We start from the raw sequence: 15,180 nt of genomic DNA, 5'->3' as shown, positions 1-15,180 counted from the left end.
ATGGCACGCGAAGGAAAGCGCATCCGCGCCGCCCGCGAGGGTCTGGAGCCGACCAAGCTCTACGCCATCGACGAGGCGATCAAGCTGGTGAAGTCGAAGGCTTCGGCCAAGTTCGACGAGACCGTCGAGATCTCGATGAATCTCGGCGTCGACCCGCGCCACGCCGACCAGATGGTCCGCGGCGTCTGCAACCTGCCGAACGGCTCCGGCCGGACGGTCCGCGTGGCGGTCTTCGCCCGCGGCGCCAAGGCGGACGACGCCAAGGCGGCCGGTGCCGACATCGTCGGCGCCGAGGATCTCCTCGAGATCGTCCAGGGCGGCAAGATCGAGTTCGATCGCTGCATCGCGACCCCGGACCTGATGCCGCTGGTCGGCCGTCTCGGTAAGGTGCTGGGCCCGCGCGGCCTGATGCCGAACCCGAAGGTCGGCACGGTCACCATGGACGTGAAGGGCGCCGTCGCCGCTGCCAAGGGCGGCGCGGTCGAGTTCCGCGTCGAGAAGGCCGGCATCATCCACGCCGGCGTCGGCAAGGTGTCCTTCGACGAGCAGAAGCTCGTCGAGAACATCAAGGCCTTCGCCGATGCGGTCGCCAAGGCGAAGCCCGCCGGCGCCAAGGGCACCTACATCCAGCGCATCGCCGTCACCTCGACGATGGGCCCGGGCGTGAAGGTCGAGCCCTCGACGGTGCTGACCGCGTAAGACGCGTTCCGCACAGGACGTTTTGGAGAAGCGCCCGGCCGAGAGGCCGGGCGCTTTTCTTTTGGCTTCAACGTTCTCGATGACCTGTTGCGTCGCGGGCGGATCCCCTTTCCCCGCACGCGGGGAGAGGGGATGCCCAACGGCCGCCGGACGCGATCACTCCGCCACGCCCTCCAGCGCCAGCCGCAGATGCCGCGGCCCCCGCAGCGAGGCCCCCGGCCGGTAGGGCGGCGGGTCCTCGATCAGGGACACGCCCTTCAGCCGCCGCACGAGGCTGACCAGGGCAACCTCCGCCTCGATCCGTGCGAGCGGGGCGCCGACGCAGTAGTGGAGCCCGCCGCCGAAGCCGAGATGGCGGTTGTCGGGCCGGTCGGGATCGAAGCGGTCGGGATCGGGGAAGCGGGTCGGATCGCGGTTGGCGGCGGCCAGCAAGAAGATCACCGGCGCGTCCTTCGGGATGGTGATCCCGGCCACCGGAATGTCGGCGAGCGCCAGCCGCGTGCGGTAATGGACCGGCGGCTCGTAGCGCAGCAATTCCTCGATCAGCCGCGGCGCGAGGTCGGGCTCGGCGCGCAGCCGCGCCCCATGCTCGGGGAAGCGCAGCAGCGTCAGCATGCCGTTGGTGATCAGGTTCACCGTGGTCTCGTGGCCCGCCACCAGCAGCAGCACCGCGGTGGCGATCAGGTCGAAGTCGTTCATCCCGTCCCCGTCATTGGCGAGGTCGGAGAGGATGTCCTGCTGCGGGTCCTTGCGCTTCTCCTTGATCAGCCCCTGGAGGTAGTCGGCGATCTCGTTGAAGCAGACCTCGTTCTTGGCCTGGGTCTCCTCGTCGCCGCGCTGGTTGGGTTCGAGCGCGGTGGCGAGCTGCGTCGCCCAGCCGTGGAACTGCGCCTCGTCCTCCGGCGGGACGCCGAGCAACTCGCAGATCACGGTGACGGGCAGCGGGTAGGAGAAGTCGTCGACGAGATCGATCCGGGTCTTGCCCCGCATCTTGCCGATCAGGTCGTCGGTGATCTTCTGGGTCTTGCCCCGCATGCCGCGCACCCGCTCGGGGGTGAAGCAGCGCATCACCTGACCGCGCAGGCGGTCGTGGTCAGGGGGGTCGCGGAAGATGAAGGGACGGTGGCGCTTGCGGATCTCGGCGCGCACGGGGCGCACCAGCAGGTCGGTGACGGGGTGCCCGGTCCAGCGGAACTTTTGCGGGTCGGGCAGGTCGTCCGAGCTGATCCGCGGGTCGGAGATCAGCCGCGCCAGCTCGGTGTGGGTGCTGACGACGTAGGTGCCGTCCGCCTGCCGCGCCACCGGCACCCGCCGCATCTCCGCGTAGAGCGGGTAGGGGTTCGCCCGGTGGGCGGGATCGAGAATCTGTTCGAACAGCGTGCTTCCGCTCACGGGATTACGGCTCCTGCACACGGAGGCGGGGCTGATCGACGGCGTCCGCGATCGGCGGGAACGGGGCGCGCTCGCGGATCGCGGCCTTGTAGGCGGGCAGCCAGCGGGCGCTGTCGATCGAGGCCGCCGCAATGGTGCGGCCGTCCCGGCCGTAGGCGGCCAAGAGGCAGCGCTCCTCCAGCGAGCCGTGCATCACGGCGAAGCTGTCGGCGCCCTCGGCCAAGCCGACGAGCTTGATCGTCAGTCCGAATTGCTGCGACCAGAAATCCGGCAGGTGGTCGTGGCGGCGCATCGCCGAGGCGTCGCCCGCCAGCATGTTGGCGGCGGCGGTCTCTCCTTGCGCCCGGGCATTGCCCCAGTGCTCGACCGCCACCAGCGCATCGTCGTCGTGCGGGTTCGGCCAACGGGCGACGTCGCCCGCAGCAAAGACGCCCTCGGCGACGCCGCCGTCCTCGTGCAGCGCGCGGCAGAAGGCGTCGCAGCGCAGGCCCCCCGCGTCGGCCTCCAGGCCGGAGCCCGCGAGCCATTCGACGTTGCGCAGGGTGCCGATCGCCGCGACGAGGCAGTCGGACTCGATCCGCGTGCCGTCCTTCAGGGTCACGGCGACGAGATGTCCGTCTCGTGCCTCCATCCGCTCGATCTCAGATTCGAGGCGCAGATCGACGCCCTTCTCGCGCGCCACGTCGCCGATCAGGCCGCCGAGGCGGGGGCCGAGCGCCGCGGCCAGCGGAACGGCATCGCGCACCAGCAGGGTGACCGGGATGTCGAGATCGCGGCAGGTCGAGGCGACCTCGAAGCCGATGAAGCCGCCGCCGACGAGGACGACGCGGTCCGGCCTTGCCTGCAAACGGGCACCGAGACGCTGCGCGTCGTCCCGCCCGCGCAGGGTGAAGACGCCGGCAAGCGCGGCTTCCTCCGGGTCGGGCCAGGGCCGCGCCCGGGTGCCGGTGGCGATCAGCAGGCGGTCGTAGGGCAGGCGGCTGCCGTCGCCGAGTTCGACCGCCCGCTCGGACAGGTCGAGCCGGGTCGCCGGCTGGCCGAGGCGGAATTCCACGCCGAGATCGGGGGGATGGGGCAGGGTGGTGTCGGCGGAGAAGAGCCCGCGCAGCACCTGCTTGGAGAGCGGCGGCCGGTCGTAGGGGCGATGGGGTTCGTCGCCGACCAGGGTGAGCGCCCCGGCATAGCCCCGCGCGCGCAGGTGCTGCGCGGCGGTGAGGCCCGCCAGGGAGGCGCCGACGACGACGATGCGCTCGGGAGCTGTCGTCACGCCGCCTCTCCGGCGGTCGTGTCGTCCGAATAGGCGGTGATCGCCCGGACCGGGCAGGCGTGGACGGCCCGCTCGATCTCGCCCCGCGCCGCCTCGTCGGGGGAGGGGTCGTAGACCAAGGCTTCCTTGCCGTGCAGGGCGAAGTGCCCTGGGGCCGCGTAGAGGCACTGCGCGTAGGCTTGGCAGCGGTTGAGGTCCACGACGACCTTCATGGCAGGCGGTGATCCGGGTTTCCGGGAAGAGGGCGGGCCGACGGCGGACGAGCGGCCCGGCACCGTAGCTAGGGCGCGCGGGGCGCCCCACCACGGCGGCACGGCGACACGCCTCGCCCTCTTCGAACGCGCTCGGGGCGCGGATGGATCAATTCGGATTCAGGGGCCGGCGGGCTCGATGGTGCCCAGCGTGCGCCGTCCGAGCGCCCGCGCCTTGAGGCGCAGGGCCGGCTTCTCGACGGCGTACCAGGAGAGCGCCGCGACGAGCAGGGCGAGAAGAAGCGCGGGGGGCAGCAGCGCGAGCGCCGAGGCGGCGGGGAACAACGCATGCAGGCTCTGCTGGATCGGCCAGCCGTAGAGATAGACCCCGTAGGAGAGGTCGGCGGGCGGGTCGAGGGCGGGGCGGGCGAGGGGGGGCAGGAAGGCGAGCCAGACCGCCGCGTAGCTCTCCGACAGGAACAGCAGCGTCCGAGCGGGGGCGTGGCCCTGAAGCAGCAGGGCGGCGGCGAGGCCGAGCAGCGGCCACGGCGTGAGGCGGACGGTGTCGCGCCACAGGTAGAGGCAGGCGCCGAAGGCGAAGATGAGTGGAAGCCGCAGGGCGGTCTCGGTCCCCTTCGGCATCTCCGGCCGCACGACTTCCAGCACCGCCAGGGCGAGCGCCAGGGCGGCGGTCAGCGCCGGCACGGCCCAGCGCCGCCGCAGCAGCCCGCACAGCCCGACCACGAGGACGCCCGCGTAGCAGATCGTCTCGTATTTGAGGGTCCAGACCGTGCCGAGCGGGCTGCGCAGGGGATTGGTCTCGAACAGGCCCGGCAGGCTGGCATTGCTCTTGAAGGACAGGAGCGTGCCGCGCACGAAGCGCCACAGCTCCGGCGCGGCGAGGTATTCGCTGAGCGGCAGCCGGGTGAGGGCGCCGCCGAGCAGCAGCGAGACCGCCAGGGTCGCGGCGACGAGGCCGGGCCCGATCCGCAACGAGCGGGCGATGACGTAGTCGCGCCAGCCGCGCCGGTCGTAGCTCATGGTGACGAGGAAGCCGGAGACGGCGAAGAAGCCGTTCACCGCGTGCTCGCCGAGCGAGAAGCCGGTGCTGCGGGCGAGCGGCTCGTCGAGTCCGTTGCCGGAGACGACGCTGAAGGCGTGGGAGACCACCACCATCAGGGCGAGCGCCAGCCGCAGGCCGGAGAAGGCGTTGTGCGGGCGCGCCAGCGCCTCCGCCACGGTCGGCCCCGAGAACAGGCTCACGGCGCCAATCCTTCGCGGGCCAGGGCGCTCTGCCCCCGCAGGGCGGCCAGCGCGCCGGCCGCCGAGCCGCCGTAGCGCTCCAGCCCCGCGCGGCGGAGGACCAGGGCGGAGAGCGCCGCCTTCGGCGCGTTGGCGGCGAGGAGGCCGGGGCTCGGATCGGGCAGGCCGTATTTTCTGGAGACGTAGGCCCGCGACCACGCCTGATGCCAGCGGGTGCGAAAGGTGCGGCCCGGCGCCGGGGCCGAGGAGCGCCCGCGCCCGTGCAGCGCCACGGCGCCGTGGACGTGGACCAGGGCGCGGCCGGCATCGGCCACCCGGCGGCAGAGGTCGTCGTCCTCGTAGAACAGGAAGATGTTCGGATCGAAGCCGCCGAGTTCGAGGAAGAAGCTCCGCTCGATCATCAGGCAGGCGCCGGACAGGAACGGGGCGCAGGCATCGCCCTCGGGCAGCGCGAGCCGGCCCTTCGGATTGGTGAGATAGGGGGCGAGCAGCGAGCGCGGCTGGAAGAAGAAGCGCCCGTCCGGCTCGTGGATCCGCGGCGCCAGCAGGCCGGCATCGGGCCACGCCTCGGCGGCCGCAAGCAGCGCGGCGGCGGCGCCCGGCTGCAGCACGAGGTCGGGGTTGAGGATGAGGACGCGGCCCGTCCCCTCGGCGGCGCGCACGCCGATGTTGTTGGCCCGGCCGTAGCCCTCGTTGCGGGGATGGGCGATCACCCGCGCGCCCTGGGCCCGCGCCACCGCCACGGAGGCGTCGCGGCTGGCATTGTCGACCACGATGGCCGGGATGCCTTCGCGGGCCAGCGCCGCGAGGCAGGCGGGCAGGGCGTCCGCGCTGTCGTGGGCGACGACGATGGCGGTGAGGGGAGTGGGATCGGGCGACATCAGGTCCCGCGCAGATTCCCTCCCCCCTGCGGGAAAGGGTGGCCCCTGCGTCAGCAGGGGTCGGGAGGGGGGAGCGCCGTTTCCGGAAGGTGCGGAGCCAACCCCTCACCCGCCTGCTCCGCGGGCACCCTCCCCCGCAGAGGGGGAGGGTCCGAGAACTATCCCTTCTTCTCGGGCAGGTTCAGGCGGATATGCAGCTCGCGCAGCTGCTTCGGGGTCGCCTCGGCGGGCGCGCCCATCATCAGATCCTCGGCGCGCTGGTTCATCGGGAACAGCACGACCTCGCGGATGTTCGGCTCCTCGCACAGCAGCATGACGATGCGGTCCACCCCCGGCGCGATGCCGCCGTGCGGCGGGGCGCCGAGGCGCAGCGCGTTCAGCATGCCGCCGAACTTCTCCTCCAGCACGTCCCGGCCGTAGCCGGCGATGGCGAAGGCCTTCTCCATCACGTCGGGGCGGTGGTTCCGGATCGCGCCGGACGACAGCTCGATGCCGTTGCAGACGATGTCGTACTGGAACGCCTTGATCCCGAGGATCTTTTCGGCGTCTTCCTCGCCCAAGGCGAGGAATGCGTCGCGATCGTAGTTCGGCATCGAGAACGGGTTGTGGGAGAAGTCGATCTTCTTGTCTTCTTCGTTCCACTCGTACATCGGGAAGTCGACGACCCAGCAGAAGGCGAACTGGTCCTTGTCGGAGAGCTTCAGCTCGTCACCGATACGGATGCGCGCCTTGCCGGCGAGCGCGGCGGCCTTGGCCTCGGTGCCGGCGGCGAAGAACACCGCATCACCGGCCTTGGCCCCGGCCTTCTGCGCGATCCGCGCCTGGATCTCAGGCGGGATGAACTTGGCGATCGGCCCCTTGCCGGTGAGCGCCCCGCCCTCTTCCTCGAACACGATGTAGCCGAGCCCCGGCGCGCCTTCCGAGCGGGCCCAGTCGTTCAGCTTGTCGAAGAACGAGCGCGGCTGGCCGGCGGCGCCGGTCGCGGGGATGGCGCGCACCACGCCGCCCGACTTGATGACGCCCTTGAACGCCTTGAACTCCACCGCGTCGTCGGCGAACTCGTCGGTGACGTCGGCGATGATCAGCGGGTTGCGCAGGTCCGGCTTGTCGACGCCGTATTTCAGCATCGCGTCGGCATAGGTGATGCGCGGGAATTCCTTCGTCACGCGCTTGCCGTTCGCGAATTCCTCGAACACGCCGCGCAACACCGGCTCCACCGCCTGGAACACGTCCTCCTGCGTGACGAAGCTCATCTCGATGTCGAGCTGGTAGAACTCGCCCGGCGAGCGGTCGGCGCGGGCGTCCTCGTCGCGGAAACAGGGCGCGATCTGGAAGTAGCGGTCGAAGCCCGCGATCATCGTGAGCTGCTTGAACTGCTGCGGCGCCTGCGGCAGCGCGTAGAACTTTCCGGGATGGACGCGGGACGGCACGAGATAGTCGCGCGCGCCCTCGGGGCTCGAAGCGGTCAGGATCGGCGTCTGGAACTCGAAGAAGCCGCCCTCGCGCATGCGGCGGCGGAGCGAGTCGATGATCGCGCCGCGCTTCATGATGTTGGCGTGCAGCTTCTCCCGGCGCAGATCGAGGAAGCGGTACTTGAGCCGGGTCTCCTCCGGGTATTCCTGATCGCCGAAGACCGGCAGCGGCAGCTCGCCCGCGGGGCCGAGCACTTCGAGATCGTCGATATAGACCTCGACCGACCCGGTCGGCAGCTCGGCGTTCTCGGTGCCGGCGGGCCGCGTGCGGACCCGGCCGTCGATGCGGATCACCCACTCGGAGCGCGCGGTCTCGGCGGCCTTGAAGGCGGGGGAGTCGGAATCGATCACGCACTGCGTCAGGCCGTAATGGTCGCGCAGGTCGATGAAGAGCACGCCGCCGTGGTCGCGGATGCGGTGGCACCAGCCGGACAGGCGCACGGTCTGCCCGACATCGGACGGGCGGAGCGCCCCACAGGTATGGGTACGGTAACGGTGCATGGCGGGCTCTTTTGAGTGAGCCGGCACCATTCACGGGAGGCGGGTGAAGTCAAGGCGAAGCGGCCCTGCGGGGCCGCTGCGCCTACTCCGCAGCAGCCAGCGTCACCTCGGGCACCGGCACGCCGATGTCGCGCAGCAACTCGGCGTCGGCATCGGCCTCGTTGTTGGCGGTGGTGAGCAGGCGCTCGCCGTAGAAGATCGAGTTGGCCCCGGCCAGGAAGCACAGGATCTGCGCCTCGCGGGTCAGGCTCTTGCGGCCGGCGCTGAGGCGCACCCGGGCCTTGGGCATGACGATGCGGGCGGTGGCGCACATCCGCACGAGGTCGAGCGGGTCGATCGGCGGCCGATCCTCCAGCGGCGTGCCCTCGACGGCCACCAGCGCGTTGATCGGCACGCTCTCCGGGTGCGGCGCGTGGTTGGCGAGCACCAGAAGCATCTCGGCCCGGTCGCGCACCCGCTCGCCCATGCCGACGATGCCGCCGCAGCAGACGCCGATGCCGGCCTGCCGGACATGCTCCAGGGTCTGGAGCCGGTCGTCGTAGGTACGGGTCGAGATGATGTCGCCGTAGAATTCGGGGCCGGTGTCGAGGTTGTGGTTGTAGGAGGTGAGCCCGGCCTCCGCGAGGCGCTGGGCCTGGCTCTGGGTCAGCATGCCGAGCGTGACGCAGGCTTCCATCCCGAGGCCGCGCACGCCGCGCACCATCTCCAGCACCGCGTCGAATTCAGGTCCGTCCTTGGGCTTGCGCCACGCCGCGCCCATGCAGAAGCGGTGCGCCCCGTTAGCCTTGGCAGCGGCGGCCTCCTTCAGCACGGCGTCCACCGGCATCAGCCGCTCGCGGGGAAGGTTGGCGCCCTTGTGGTGGGCCGATTGCGGGCAATAGGCGCAATCCTCGGGGCAGCCGCCGGTCTTGATCGACAGGAGCGCCGCCCGCTGGATGTCGGCGGGGTCGTTGTGCGCCCGATGCACGGTGCCCGCCCGGTGGACGAGATCGAGCAACGGCATGTCGTGGATCGCCTGGATCTCGGCCAGGGTCCAATCATGCCGGATGTCTTGCCGGATGGCGGCGTCGGGCGCCTGAGAGGAGGCGAGGGAGACCACGGTATCGCTCATGCGCTTCTTTGAGGGCGAAGCCGGGGGAAAAATCAAGCCTCGCCTTAGGCCAGCCGATCGGTCGGCCGGGGTGGAATTTGGGAGGAGGGGCTTCGCGCGGGATGCTCGGCGGACCTCCTTTGCGGACGAACGGGCGGTCAGCCGCGGACGGGAGCCTGGCTGCTCTTGCAGCCATAAGGCGTGGTGCTTATTCGATGCACGTCATCCACGAGGCTCCGCGATGCGCTGGTCGGTCAGGCTGTTTTTATCGGCGGCTCTTGCGGCGCTTATTCCCTGGCCTGCCACGGCCAAGCCGCTCTGCGGACGCGAGGTCCTGCCCTTTGCCGAGATGGCCGCGGCCATCAAGACCGATCCGGGGACGGAGGTGTCGCGCGAAACCGCGTCGTTCGTGGAGATCCACGACCCGAAGCGGCTGATGATCTGGACGCTCGCCAAGCCGATCGGCGATCAACCGGCCGCCTATATCTGCCGGAGGGTCGTGCAGGAGGACGGGCAGGTGAAGATCCATCTGTCGGCCGAGTGTGTCGGGCGGACCCAAAACTGCGACGGCCTGATCGGCCGGATCCTCGCGGAGCAGAACCGCGCGACGGCCCCGCTGCGTCGCTGACGGGCCCGGTCCGTGGAGTCTGTCAGAACGGCACCCCGGCCCGCCGCATCCCCTCGACGAACCGCTCCTTGCCGGGGGAGGGCCGGTAGAGGCGCATAGCGCGATGGATCCGGTAGCTCGGCTCCAGTTCCATGAAGCGGGCGGCGGCGGCCTCGGCCTCCGCCTGCCGCCCGAGCCAGGCGAGGGTGGCGGCGCGGACGCGGTGGGTGCTGGTCCAGGTCGGGTCCTCGGCCATCGAGCGGTCGAGCCAGGCCAGGGCCTCCTCGTGCGCGCCGGCCATGCAGAGGGCGAGTCCCAGGCCGGACTCGAAGCGGAAGGTGGTGGGGTCGAGCGGGCTCTGCCGCTTGGCCGCGCGGAAATGCGCCGCGGCCCAATCCGCCTCGCCGACATAGCAGCGCACCCAGCCGCTGCGCTCGTAGGCGGCGGCGCTGTTGGGGTTGAGGGCCAGCGAGCGGTCGAGCAGGCCGAGCGCCGCATCGTAGTCCTGCGCCAGGAAGGCGAGGGTGTGCCCGGCCATCATCAGCACCGCCGGATCGCCCGCGTCGCGCTCCAGGGCGAGACGGGCGAGGCGGGCGCCCTCGGCGCAATCGGCCGCCGCGTCCGGGCTCCAGCCCTGCACCACGAGGTTGGTGTAGCACTGCGCCAGGAGCGCGTAGGGCAGGGGGTGTTCCGGCACGAGGCGGCGCACGGCCTCGATCGAGGCGATACGCAGGCGCACGCTCTCGGCGCTCGGCATGGCGTGGTTCGCGTAGGCCGACAGGAACGGCGCGTAGACGCCGGCATCGAGCGGCGGTCCGGCCCGCTCCGGCGCGGCGTCGAGCGCGAGGCCGGGCGCCACCGCCGCCACCGTCGCGGCGACGATCCGGCTGCGCAGGGCGTGGAGCGCGCCCTCGTCCGCGTCGAGATCCTGCATCCAGACCGGCGTCTCGACCGCCGCCCGGTGCAGCCGGGCCCGGACCTGCAGGCGGGTGCCCGTCCGTGACAGCGTGCCCGTGAGGACATGCGCCACGCCGAGCCGCCCCGCCGCCTCGTCCGGCGGCACGGCGCGGCCCTTGAAGGTGAAGGCGGAGTTGCGGGCACTCACGAACAGGCCGGGGGTGCAAGCCAGGGCGTCGGTGACGTGCTCGGACAGGCCGTCGGCCAGGGCCTGCGTGTCGAAATCACCTTCGGGATCGGCGAAGGGCAGCACGGCGACCGAGGGCCGGTCCGGCAGCGGCAGCGGCAGGGAAGGGGGCGCCATGGCGGGGTGTCAGCGTATGCCCCGCTCGCGCAGGATGGCCTCGAAGCCGGCGAGGTCTTCGAGGAAGCCGAAATGACCGCCGGGCAGGGTGGCGACGTCCAGTCCGCTCAGGTCGCCGCAATGCTGCGCGTAGAGCCGTTGCGAAAACACGTCGGCCTCGCCGAAGACCAGGGTGAGGCGCTCCGCATGGGCCGCCACGACCGCGCGCTGGTCGTAGGCGCCGAGGCTCATCGAGACGCCGTGATAGACCGGCGGGACCAGGGCGAGGTCGAGATCCGGCAGGTCGGTCTCCCGACCGCAATAGGCCGGCAGCAGGATCGTCATGATCGTCCGGCCGGCTTCCGGGTCGGTTCGCGCCATCAGCGGCGCGGCCCGGCCCATCGCCTCGGGCGAGAGCCGGCCGAACAGGGCGGTGACCGCCGCGTCGAGCCCGGCGCGGGTCGGCGGGGCGGGGTGGAGCAGCACGGCGCGGGCGATCGTCCCGGCCGGCAGGCGATCGAGGAGAGCGAGCGCGAGCCACGCCCCCCAGGAATGGGCGACGAGGGTGACGGGCCCCTCCCCCGCGCGCCCGGCGACGAAGGCGGCGGCCGCGTCGCGCACGCTGTCCGCGGTCACGGGCTCAGGCTCGCCGGAGCAGCCGGGCTGCTCGAAGAAGGCCCAATCGCGCGAAAGACCCGCGCGCCGCAGCGGTTCGGCGGCGTAGGCGACGGCCAAGCCGGGGCCGCCGCCGAGGAAGACGAGCGGGCCGGACCGGTTCTGCAGGGAGTCGCTCATCCGAGGTCCGGATCGTCCGTCAGTTGGTCGGCTCGCCGGCGGCGACCTTCGCGGTCCAGTCGTCGAAGGCCACGACCCGCTGGCGCTGCTCGCCGAGGCCGTCGATGCGCAGCACCATCTCGTCGTCGCTCTTGAGGAAGCGCGGCGGCTTCATGCCGAGGCCGACGCCGGGCGGCGTGCCGGTGGTGATGACGTCGCCGGGCTCCAGCATCATGAAGTGCGAGACGTAGGCGACGAGCTGGGCCACGTCGAAGATCATCGTCGCCGTCGAGCCGGTCTGCATCCGCTGGCCGTTGAGGTCGAGGCTCATCGACAGGTTCTTGAGGTCCGGAATCTCGTCCAGCGTCACGAGCCAGGGGCCGAGGGGGCCGAAGGTCGGGCAGCCCTTGCCCTTGGTCCAGGTTCCGCCGCGCTCCATCTGGAATTCGCGCTCGGACAGGTCGTTGCAGATGCACACGCCCGCCACGTAGCGCAGGGCCTCGTTGGCGTGGACGTAAGAGGCGCGGGCGCCGATCACCACGGCGAGTTCCACCTCCCAGTCGGTCTTGGCCGAGGCCTTGGGCAGGATCACTGTGTCGTTGGGGCCGACGATGCAGGAGGGCGCCTTGTTGAAGATGATGGGCTCGGCCGGGATCGCGGCGCCCGTCTCGGCGGCGTGGTCGGCGAAGTTCAGGCCGATCGCCACGAAGTTGCGGGTGCCGCCGACGCAGGGGCCGAGCCGGGTGCCGGGCGGCAGCAGCGGCAGGCTCTCGGGATCGATCCGCGCGAGCCGGTCGAGGGATTCCCGCGAGAGGCCCGGTCCGGCGATGTCGCGCAGGGTGCCCGACAGGTCGCGCAAGCCCCCCTTCGCGTCCACGAGGCCCGGCTTCTCGTCGCCGCTCGCACCGTGCCGGATCAACTTCATCGTCGGCGTCTCCGTCCTGCTCGAGGTCTCTCCGCGGCGTGAGAGCATGGCTGCGACCGCTCCGGGGTGCAAGCGCCGCCTCGGGCCGCCTCCGTCCCGTCTCTGGCCCGGGGAGTCGATGCCGCGGCGTGACCCGGTGGGCAGGGGCACCGCGGTTCCGTGACATAAATTCCTCAATTGACATATAATTCTATTTTCGGATGTCCCCCTCTGGACCGGACGCGTGCGATCCTCTTCCATCCCGGATGGGACTTGGGTCTACAAAGAAGACGCTTCGGAGAATAAGAATGACGGGGGGGACGATCCGCGCGCTCGGGCTCGCGGGGGCCGTCGCGGCCGCTTCGGTGGCGGGTGCGACGGGAGCGCAGGCCGGTGCCTTCGGCCTGCGCGAGCAGAGCGCACAGGGGTTGGGCGTGGCCTTCGCGGGCGCGGCCTCGGGCGGGGCGGGCGTCTCGTCGATCTTCTGGAACCCGGCGACCGTGACGATGCGACCGGGCTTCGCCAGCGAGCAGAGCCTGAGCTTCATCAATCTCTCGGGCGAGATCACGCCGACGGTGGGCACCGCGCCGGGCCTGCTGCCGTTCGGCGCCTCCGGCGAGGTCGGCCAGGGCGCCGTGGTGCCTTCGGGCGCGACCTCCTACCAGCTCACCGACCGGCTCTGGGTCGGTATCCAGACCGGGGCGCCCTACGGCCTCGTCACCAAGCCGCGCCAGGATTGGGCGGGCTCGGTCTATGCCCGCTCCTCGCGGATCTTCTCCCTGGCCTTCAACCCGGTGGTCGGCTTCAAGGTCAACGACTGGCTGTCCGTCGCCGCCGGCCCGAGCGTCGAGTATTTCCGCCTGACCCTGCGCCAGGCCGTGCCGGTGCCCGGCACCTTCCCGGGCCTCTACCCGTCGGGCTTCATCAAGGGCGAGTCCTGGGGCGTGGGCTTCACCGCCGGTGTCCTGGTCACTCCCGCCGCCGGCACGGCGATCGGCGTCGGCTACCGCTCCTCGGTCCACCACGACATCGAGGGCTCGATCGGCTTCCCCGACCCGCGGCAGGCCATCGCCCTGGGGCAGGTGCGGGCCAACCTCAACACGCCCGAGAAGGTCAGCGTCGGCCTGACCCAGGCGATCAACCCGGTCACCCGGATCAATCTCGGCTTCGAGTGGGACAACTGGTCGAGGCTCGGCGATGTCGGCATCGTCTCGCGGGCGCTGGGCGTGACGGTCAACCACCTGCCGCTCAACTTCAAGGACTCGTTCTTCTACTCGATCGGTGCCGAGTACGACTGGTCGCCGAACCTGACCCTGCGGGCCGGCTTCGGCTACGACAACGTGCCGATCGACTTCTCGAACCGCTCGGCGCGCCTGCCCGACAGCGACCGCTACGTCGTCTCGATCGGCGGCAGCTATCGCTGGAGCGAGACGGTGCTGCTGACGGCCAGCTACGCCCACGCCTTCTTCGACCGCGGCCTTCTCCTGGCGGGCCCCGGCCGCGACTACAACATCGGCAACATCCCGCTCGCGGCCTCCACCGACGTCAGCGCCGACGTCGTCTCGGTCGGGTTCCGCTACCAGTGGGATGCCCCGGCCGCCGTCGCTCCGGCGCCGCTGGTGCGCAAGTTCTGATCCCCGTCTGATCGCTGATCGCCGCAGCATGCCCGGCGCCGGACCTGAAACGGTCCGGCGCCGGGCATAGCGCTTCTACGAGGCGAGCGGGTCCGGGCCTGCATCCAGCGTCTCTGCGGACAGCGCGGCGTCGAGCTGCTGGGCCAGCGCGAAGAAGCGTTGCCGCACCTCCGCCGCGTGCGGGTTCGCGCGCTCGATGGCGTGGAAGACGTCCGGCGCGTCGTGCCGCACCATGTCGACCGCCTGCATCAGCAGGTCGAAGCTGCGCGTCGTCATCCGCGTCGGCAACGGCTCCATCGCCACCAGCACCTTGGCGATGAGGTGGGTCAGGCCCTGGACCGAGGCCATGGCCCGGTCATGCGCCTCCGGCGTCGTCAGGATGACGTCGAGGCCGAGCCCGCGCCGCAGGAAGGCCGCCGCTCGCAAGGGGCGCCGTCCGCGGATCGGGCAGACGGCGATCTTGAGGCCGCGGAGGCCGTGGCCCGCGCCGTTTCCGGCACTCTGCGGCCCGAACAGCGGATGGGTCGCGAGGATCTCGATCTCGGCCGGCAACCCCGCGCGCAGGATCGCGGCGGGGCCCGCCTTCACCGAACCGACATCGACCACCAGCGTGCCCGGCCGCAGATGGGGGGCCAGCGCCTGCACCACCTCGGCGAGGCTCGCCACGGGCGTGGCGAGGATCACCACCGGGCAGGCCGCCACGCTCCGCAGATCGCCCGCGACCGCCGTCGGCTCCGCCGGGACCCGTCCGGCCGGCAGGTACGGATCGTGGATCGTCAGCGTGGCGTAGGGGGCGAGGTGGCGGGCGATCAGGCGGCCGAAGGCGCCGAAGCCGACGAGACCGATCGATAGGCGAGGGGAAGGATGCGGGACAGACACGGTGTGACCTCGGAGGGGAGGCCGGCGGTCCGCTTCGGGATGGGTGTCCACGATCCTCAGGCCGCCGGCGACGCAGCGGCTGAAGACATGACGAGTCCGGGGCCGCTTAGGGGAGCGGCGCGCGATACGATCCGGAGAGGAGGAGGCTCGTCATGATGGGACGCCTTTAGGGCGGATCGAGCGTCGCCGTCAATGATCGTGTGTATTCATGGTTGTGTCAGGTTCCTCATGAGAAAAACTCTTTCGGATTCGATCTATCCCAACCATATTCGAAACATAACTTACGTTATTTATCTGGTTTTGCTCACGAAAATGAGAAAACTGAAAAGAATTTGAGCAACGGCACCTTAAGACGCGATGCCTAGGCCAAGCTTCGGTTATCGGGC

At 70.9% G+C, this 15,180-nt stretch carries 14 protein-coding genes; 3 read left to right on the top strand and 11 right to left on the bottom strand.

Translation table 11 applies throughout. The features are described 5' to 3' along the window. Entirely contained in the window at window positions 1–699 is a 699-nt protein-coding gene (rplA, locus tag HNR51_RS13295; RefSeq protein WP_012456183.1) for a 50S ribosomal protein L1, read from the top strand. A gap of 156 nt (window positions 700–855) precedes the next feature. On the opposite strand, the gene HNR51_RS13290 is transcribed toward rplA, so the two are convergent. From HNR51_RS13290 to bioB, 7 genes are all read right to left on the bottom strand, one after another. Continuing rightward, entirely contained in the window at window positions 856–2,091 is a 1,236-nt protein-coding gene (locus HNR51_RS13290; protein ID WP_182555221.1) for a cytochrome P450, read from the bottom strand. Window positions 2,092–2,095: 4 nt separating this feature from the next. Next, window positions 2,096–3,358 (bottom strand): NAD(P)/FAD-dependent oxidoreductase, encoded by a 1,263-nt coding sequence (locus tag HNR51_RS13285; protein WP_182555220.1) that lies wholly within the window; start codon window positions 3,356–3,358, stop codon window positions 2,096–2,098. Beyond that, window positions 3,355–3,570 carry a ferredoxin gene (locus tag HNR51_RS13280; protein ID WP_141953396.1) on the bottom strand — a complete coding sequence of 72 codons (216 nt, stop codon included), beginning with the start codon at window positions 3,568–3,570 and terminating at the stop codon, window positions 3,355–3,357. Before HNR51_RS13280 ends, HNR51_RS13285 begins: the two co-directional genes overlap by 4 nt. A 159-nt stretch (window positions 3,571–3,729) precedes the next feature. Next, window positions 3,730–4,812 (bottom strand): acyltransferase family protein, encoded by a 1,083-nt coding sequence (locus tag HNR51_RS13275; protein ID WP_182555219.1) that lies wholly within the window; start codon window positions 4,810–4,812, stop codon window positions 3,730–3,732. Beyond that, window positions 4,809–5,693 carry a glycosyltransferase family 2 protein gene (locus HNR51_RS13270; RefSeq protein ID WP_152278337.1) on the bottom strand — a complete coding sequence of 295 codons (885 nt, stop codon included), beginning with the start codon at window positions 5,691–5,693 and terminating at the stop codon, window positions 4,809–4,811. Before HNR51_RS13270 ends, HNR51_RS13275 begins: the two co-directional genes overlap by 4 nt. A 158-nt stretch (window positions 5,694–5,851) precedes the next feature. Continuing rightward, a complete protein-coding gene (gene aspS / locus HNR51_RS13265) occupies window positions 5,852–7,666 on the bottom strand; it encodes an aspartate--tRNA ligase (protein WP_182555218.1) in 1,815 nt (604 codons plus the stop codon). An 82-nt stretch (window positions 7,667–7,748) separates the two neighbouring features. Next, window positions 7,749–8,777, bottom strand: coding sequence for a biotin synthase BioB (bioB, locus tag HNR51_RS13260; RefSeq protein WP_182555217.1), 1,029 nt, complete (start codon window positions 8,775–8,777; stop codon window positions 7,749–7,751). Between the two features lie 220 nt (window positions 8,778–8,997). Here bioB and HNR51_RS13255 point away from each other — a divergent pair, with 220 nt between their 5' ends. Further along, window positions 8,998–9,384, top strand: a complete 387-nt coding sequence (locus HNR51_RS13255; protein ID WP_182555216.1) for a hypothetical protein — start codon at window positions 8,998–9,000, stop codon at window positions 9,382–9,384. Between the two features lie 22 nt (window positions 9,385–9,406). On the opposite strand, the gene HNR51_RS13250 is transcribed toward HNR51_RS13255, so the two are convergent. Genes HNR51_RS13250 through HNR51_RS13240 form a run of 3 tightly spaced genes read right to left on the bottom strand, consistent with a single transcriptional unit; the run spans window position 9,407 to window position 12,302 of the window. Next, window positions 9,407–10,624: a tetratricopeptide repeat protein gene (locus HNR51_RS13250; RefSeq protein WP_182555215.1), complete on the bottom strand. Its 1,218-nt coding sequence runs from the start codon at window positions 10,622–10,624 to the stop codon at window positions 9,407–9,409. A 9-nt stretch (window positions 10,625–10,633) separates the two neighbouring features. Next, on the bottom strand, window positions 10,634–11,398 hold the full coding sequence (locus HNR51_RS13245) for an alpha/beta fold hydrolase (RefSeq protein ID WP_182555214.1): 765 nt from the start codon (window positions 11,396–11,398) through the stop codon (window positions 10,634–10,636). Window positions 11,399–11,417: 19 nt separating this feature from the next. Further along, on the bottom strand, window positions 11,418–12,302 hold the full coding sequence (locus HNR51_RS13240; protein ID WP_012456193.1) for a fumarylacetoacetate hydrolase family protein: 885 nt from the start codon (window positions 12,300–12,302) through the stop codon (window positions 11,418–11,420). A gap of 287 nt (window positions 12,303–12,589) precedes the next feature. On the opposite strand from HNR51_RS13240, the gene HNR51_RS13235 reads away from it, so the two are divergent. Beyond that, entirely contained in the window at window positions 12,590–13,915 is a 1,326-nt protein-coding gene (locus tag HNR51_RS13235) for an OmpP1/FadL family transporter (protein ID WP_182555213.1), read from the top strand. A 75-nt stretch (window positions 13,916–13,990) separates the two neighbouring features. Here HNR51_RS13235 and HNR51_RS13230 read toward each other — a convergent pair whose 3' ends face one another. Next, window positions 13,991–14,794, bottom strand: a complete 804-nt coding sequence (locus HNR51_RS13230) for a prephenate dehydrogenase/arogenate dehydrogenase family protein (RefSeq protein ID WP_182555212.1) — start codon at window positions 14,792–14,794, stop codon at window positions 13,991–13,993. Window positions 14,795–15,180: the final 386 nt, after the last annotated feature.

The sequence above is a fragment of the Methylorubrum thiocyanatum genome, from assembly GCA_014138645.1.
GTDB classification, from domain to species: Bacteria; Pseudomonadota; Alphaproteobacteria; order Rhizobiales; family Beijerinckiaceae; genus Methylobacterium; species Methylobacterium thiocyanatum.
The sequence above is the reverse complement of the archived record's forward strand: the minus strand, read 5'-3'. Positions and strand labels throughout refer to the sequence as shown.

Coding starts and splice junctions, on each gene's coding strand:
- aspS (WP_182555218.1), bottom strand. CDS start 7,666: ATGCACCGTTACCGTACCCATACCTGTGGGGCGCTCCGCCCGTCCGAT.
- HNR51_RS13250 (WP_182555215.1), bottom strand. CDS start 10,624: ATGGCGCCCCCTTCCCTGCCGCTGCCGCTGCCGGACCGGCCCTCGGTC.
- HNR51_RS13240 (WP_012456193.1), bottom strand. CDS start 12,302: ATGAAGTTGATCCGGCACGGTGCGAGCGGCGACGAGAAGCCGGGCCTC.
- HNR51_RS13270 (WP_152278337.1), bottom strand. CDS start 5,693: ATGTCGCCCGATCCCACTCCCCTCACCGCCATCGTCGTCGCCCACGAC.
- rplA (WP_012456183.1), top strand. CDS start 1: ATGGCACGCGAAGGAAAGCGCATCCGCGCCGCCCGCGAGGGTCTGGAG.
- HNR51_RS13245 (WP_182555214.1), bottom strand. CDS start 11,398: ATGAGCGACTCCCTGCAGAACCGGTCCGGCCCGCTCGTCTTCCTCGGC.
- HNR51_RS13235 (WP_182555213.1), top strand. CDS start 12,590: ATGACGGGGGGGACGATCCGCGCGCTCGGGCTCGCGGGGGCCGTCGCG.
- HNR51_RS13255 (WP_182555216.1), top strand. CDS start 8,998: ATGCGCTGGTCGGTCAGGCTGTTTTTATCGGCGGCTCTTGCGGCGCTT.
- HNR51_RS13280 (WP_141953396.1), bottom strand. CDS start 3,570: ATGAAGGTCGTCGTGGACCTCAACCGCTGCCAAGCCTACGCGCAGTGC.
- bioB (WP_182555217.1), bottom strand. CDS start 8,777: ATGAGCGATACCGTGGTCTCCCTCGCCTCCTCTCAGGCGCCCGACGCC.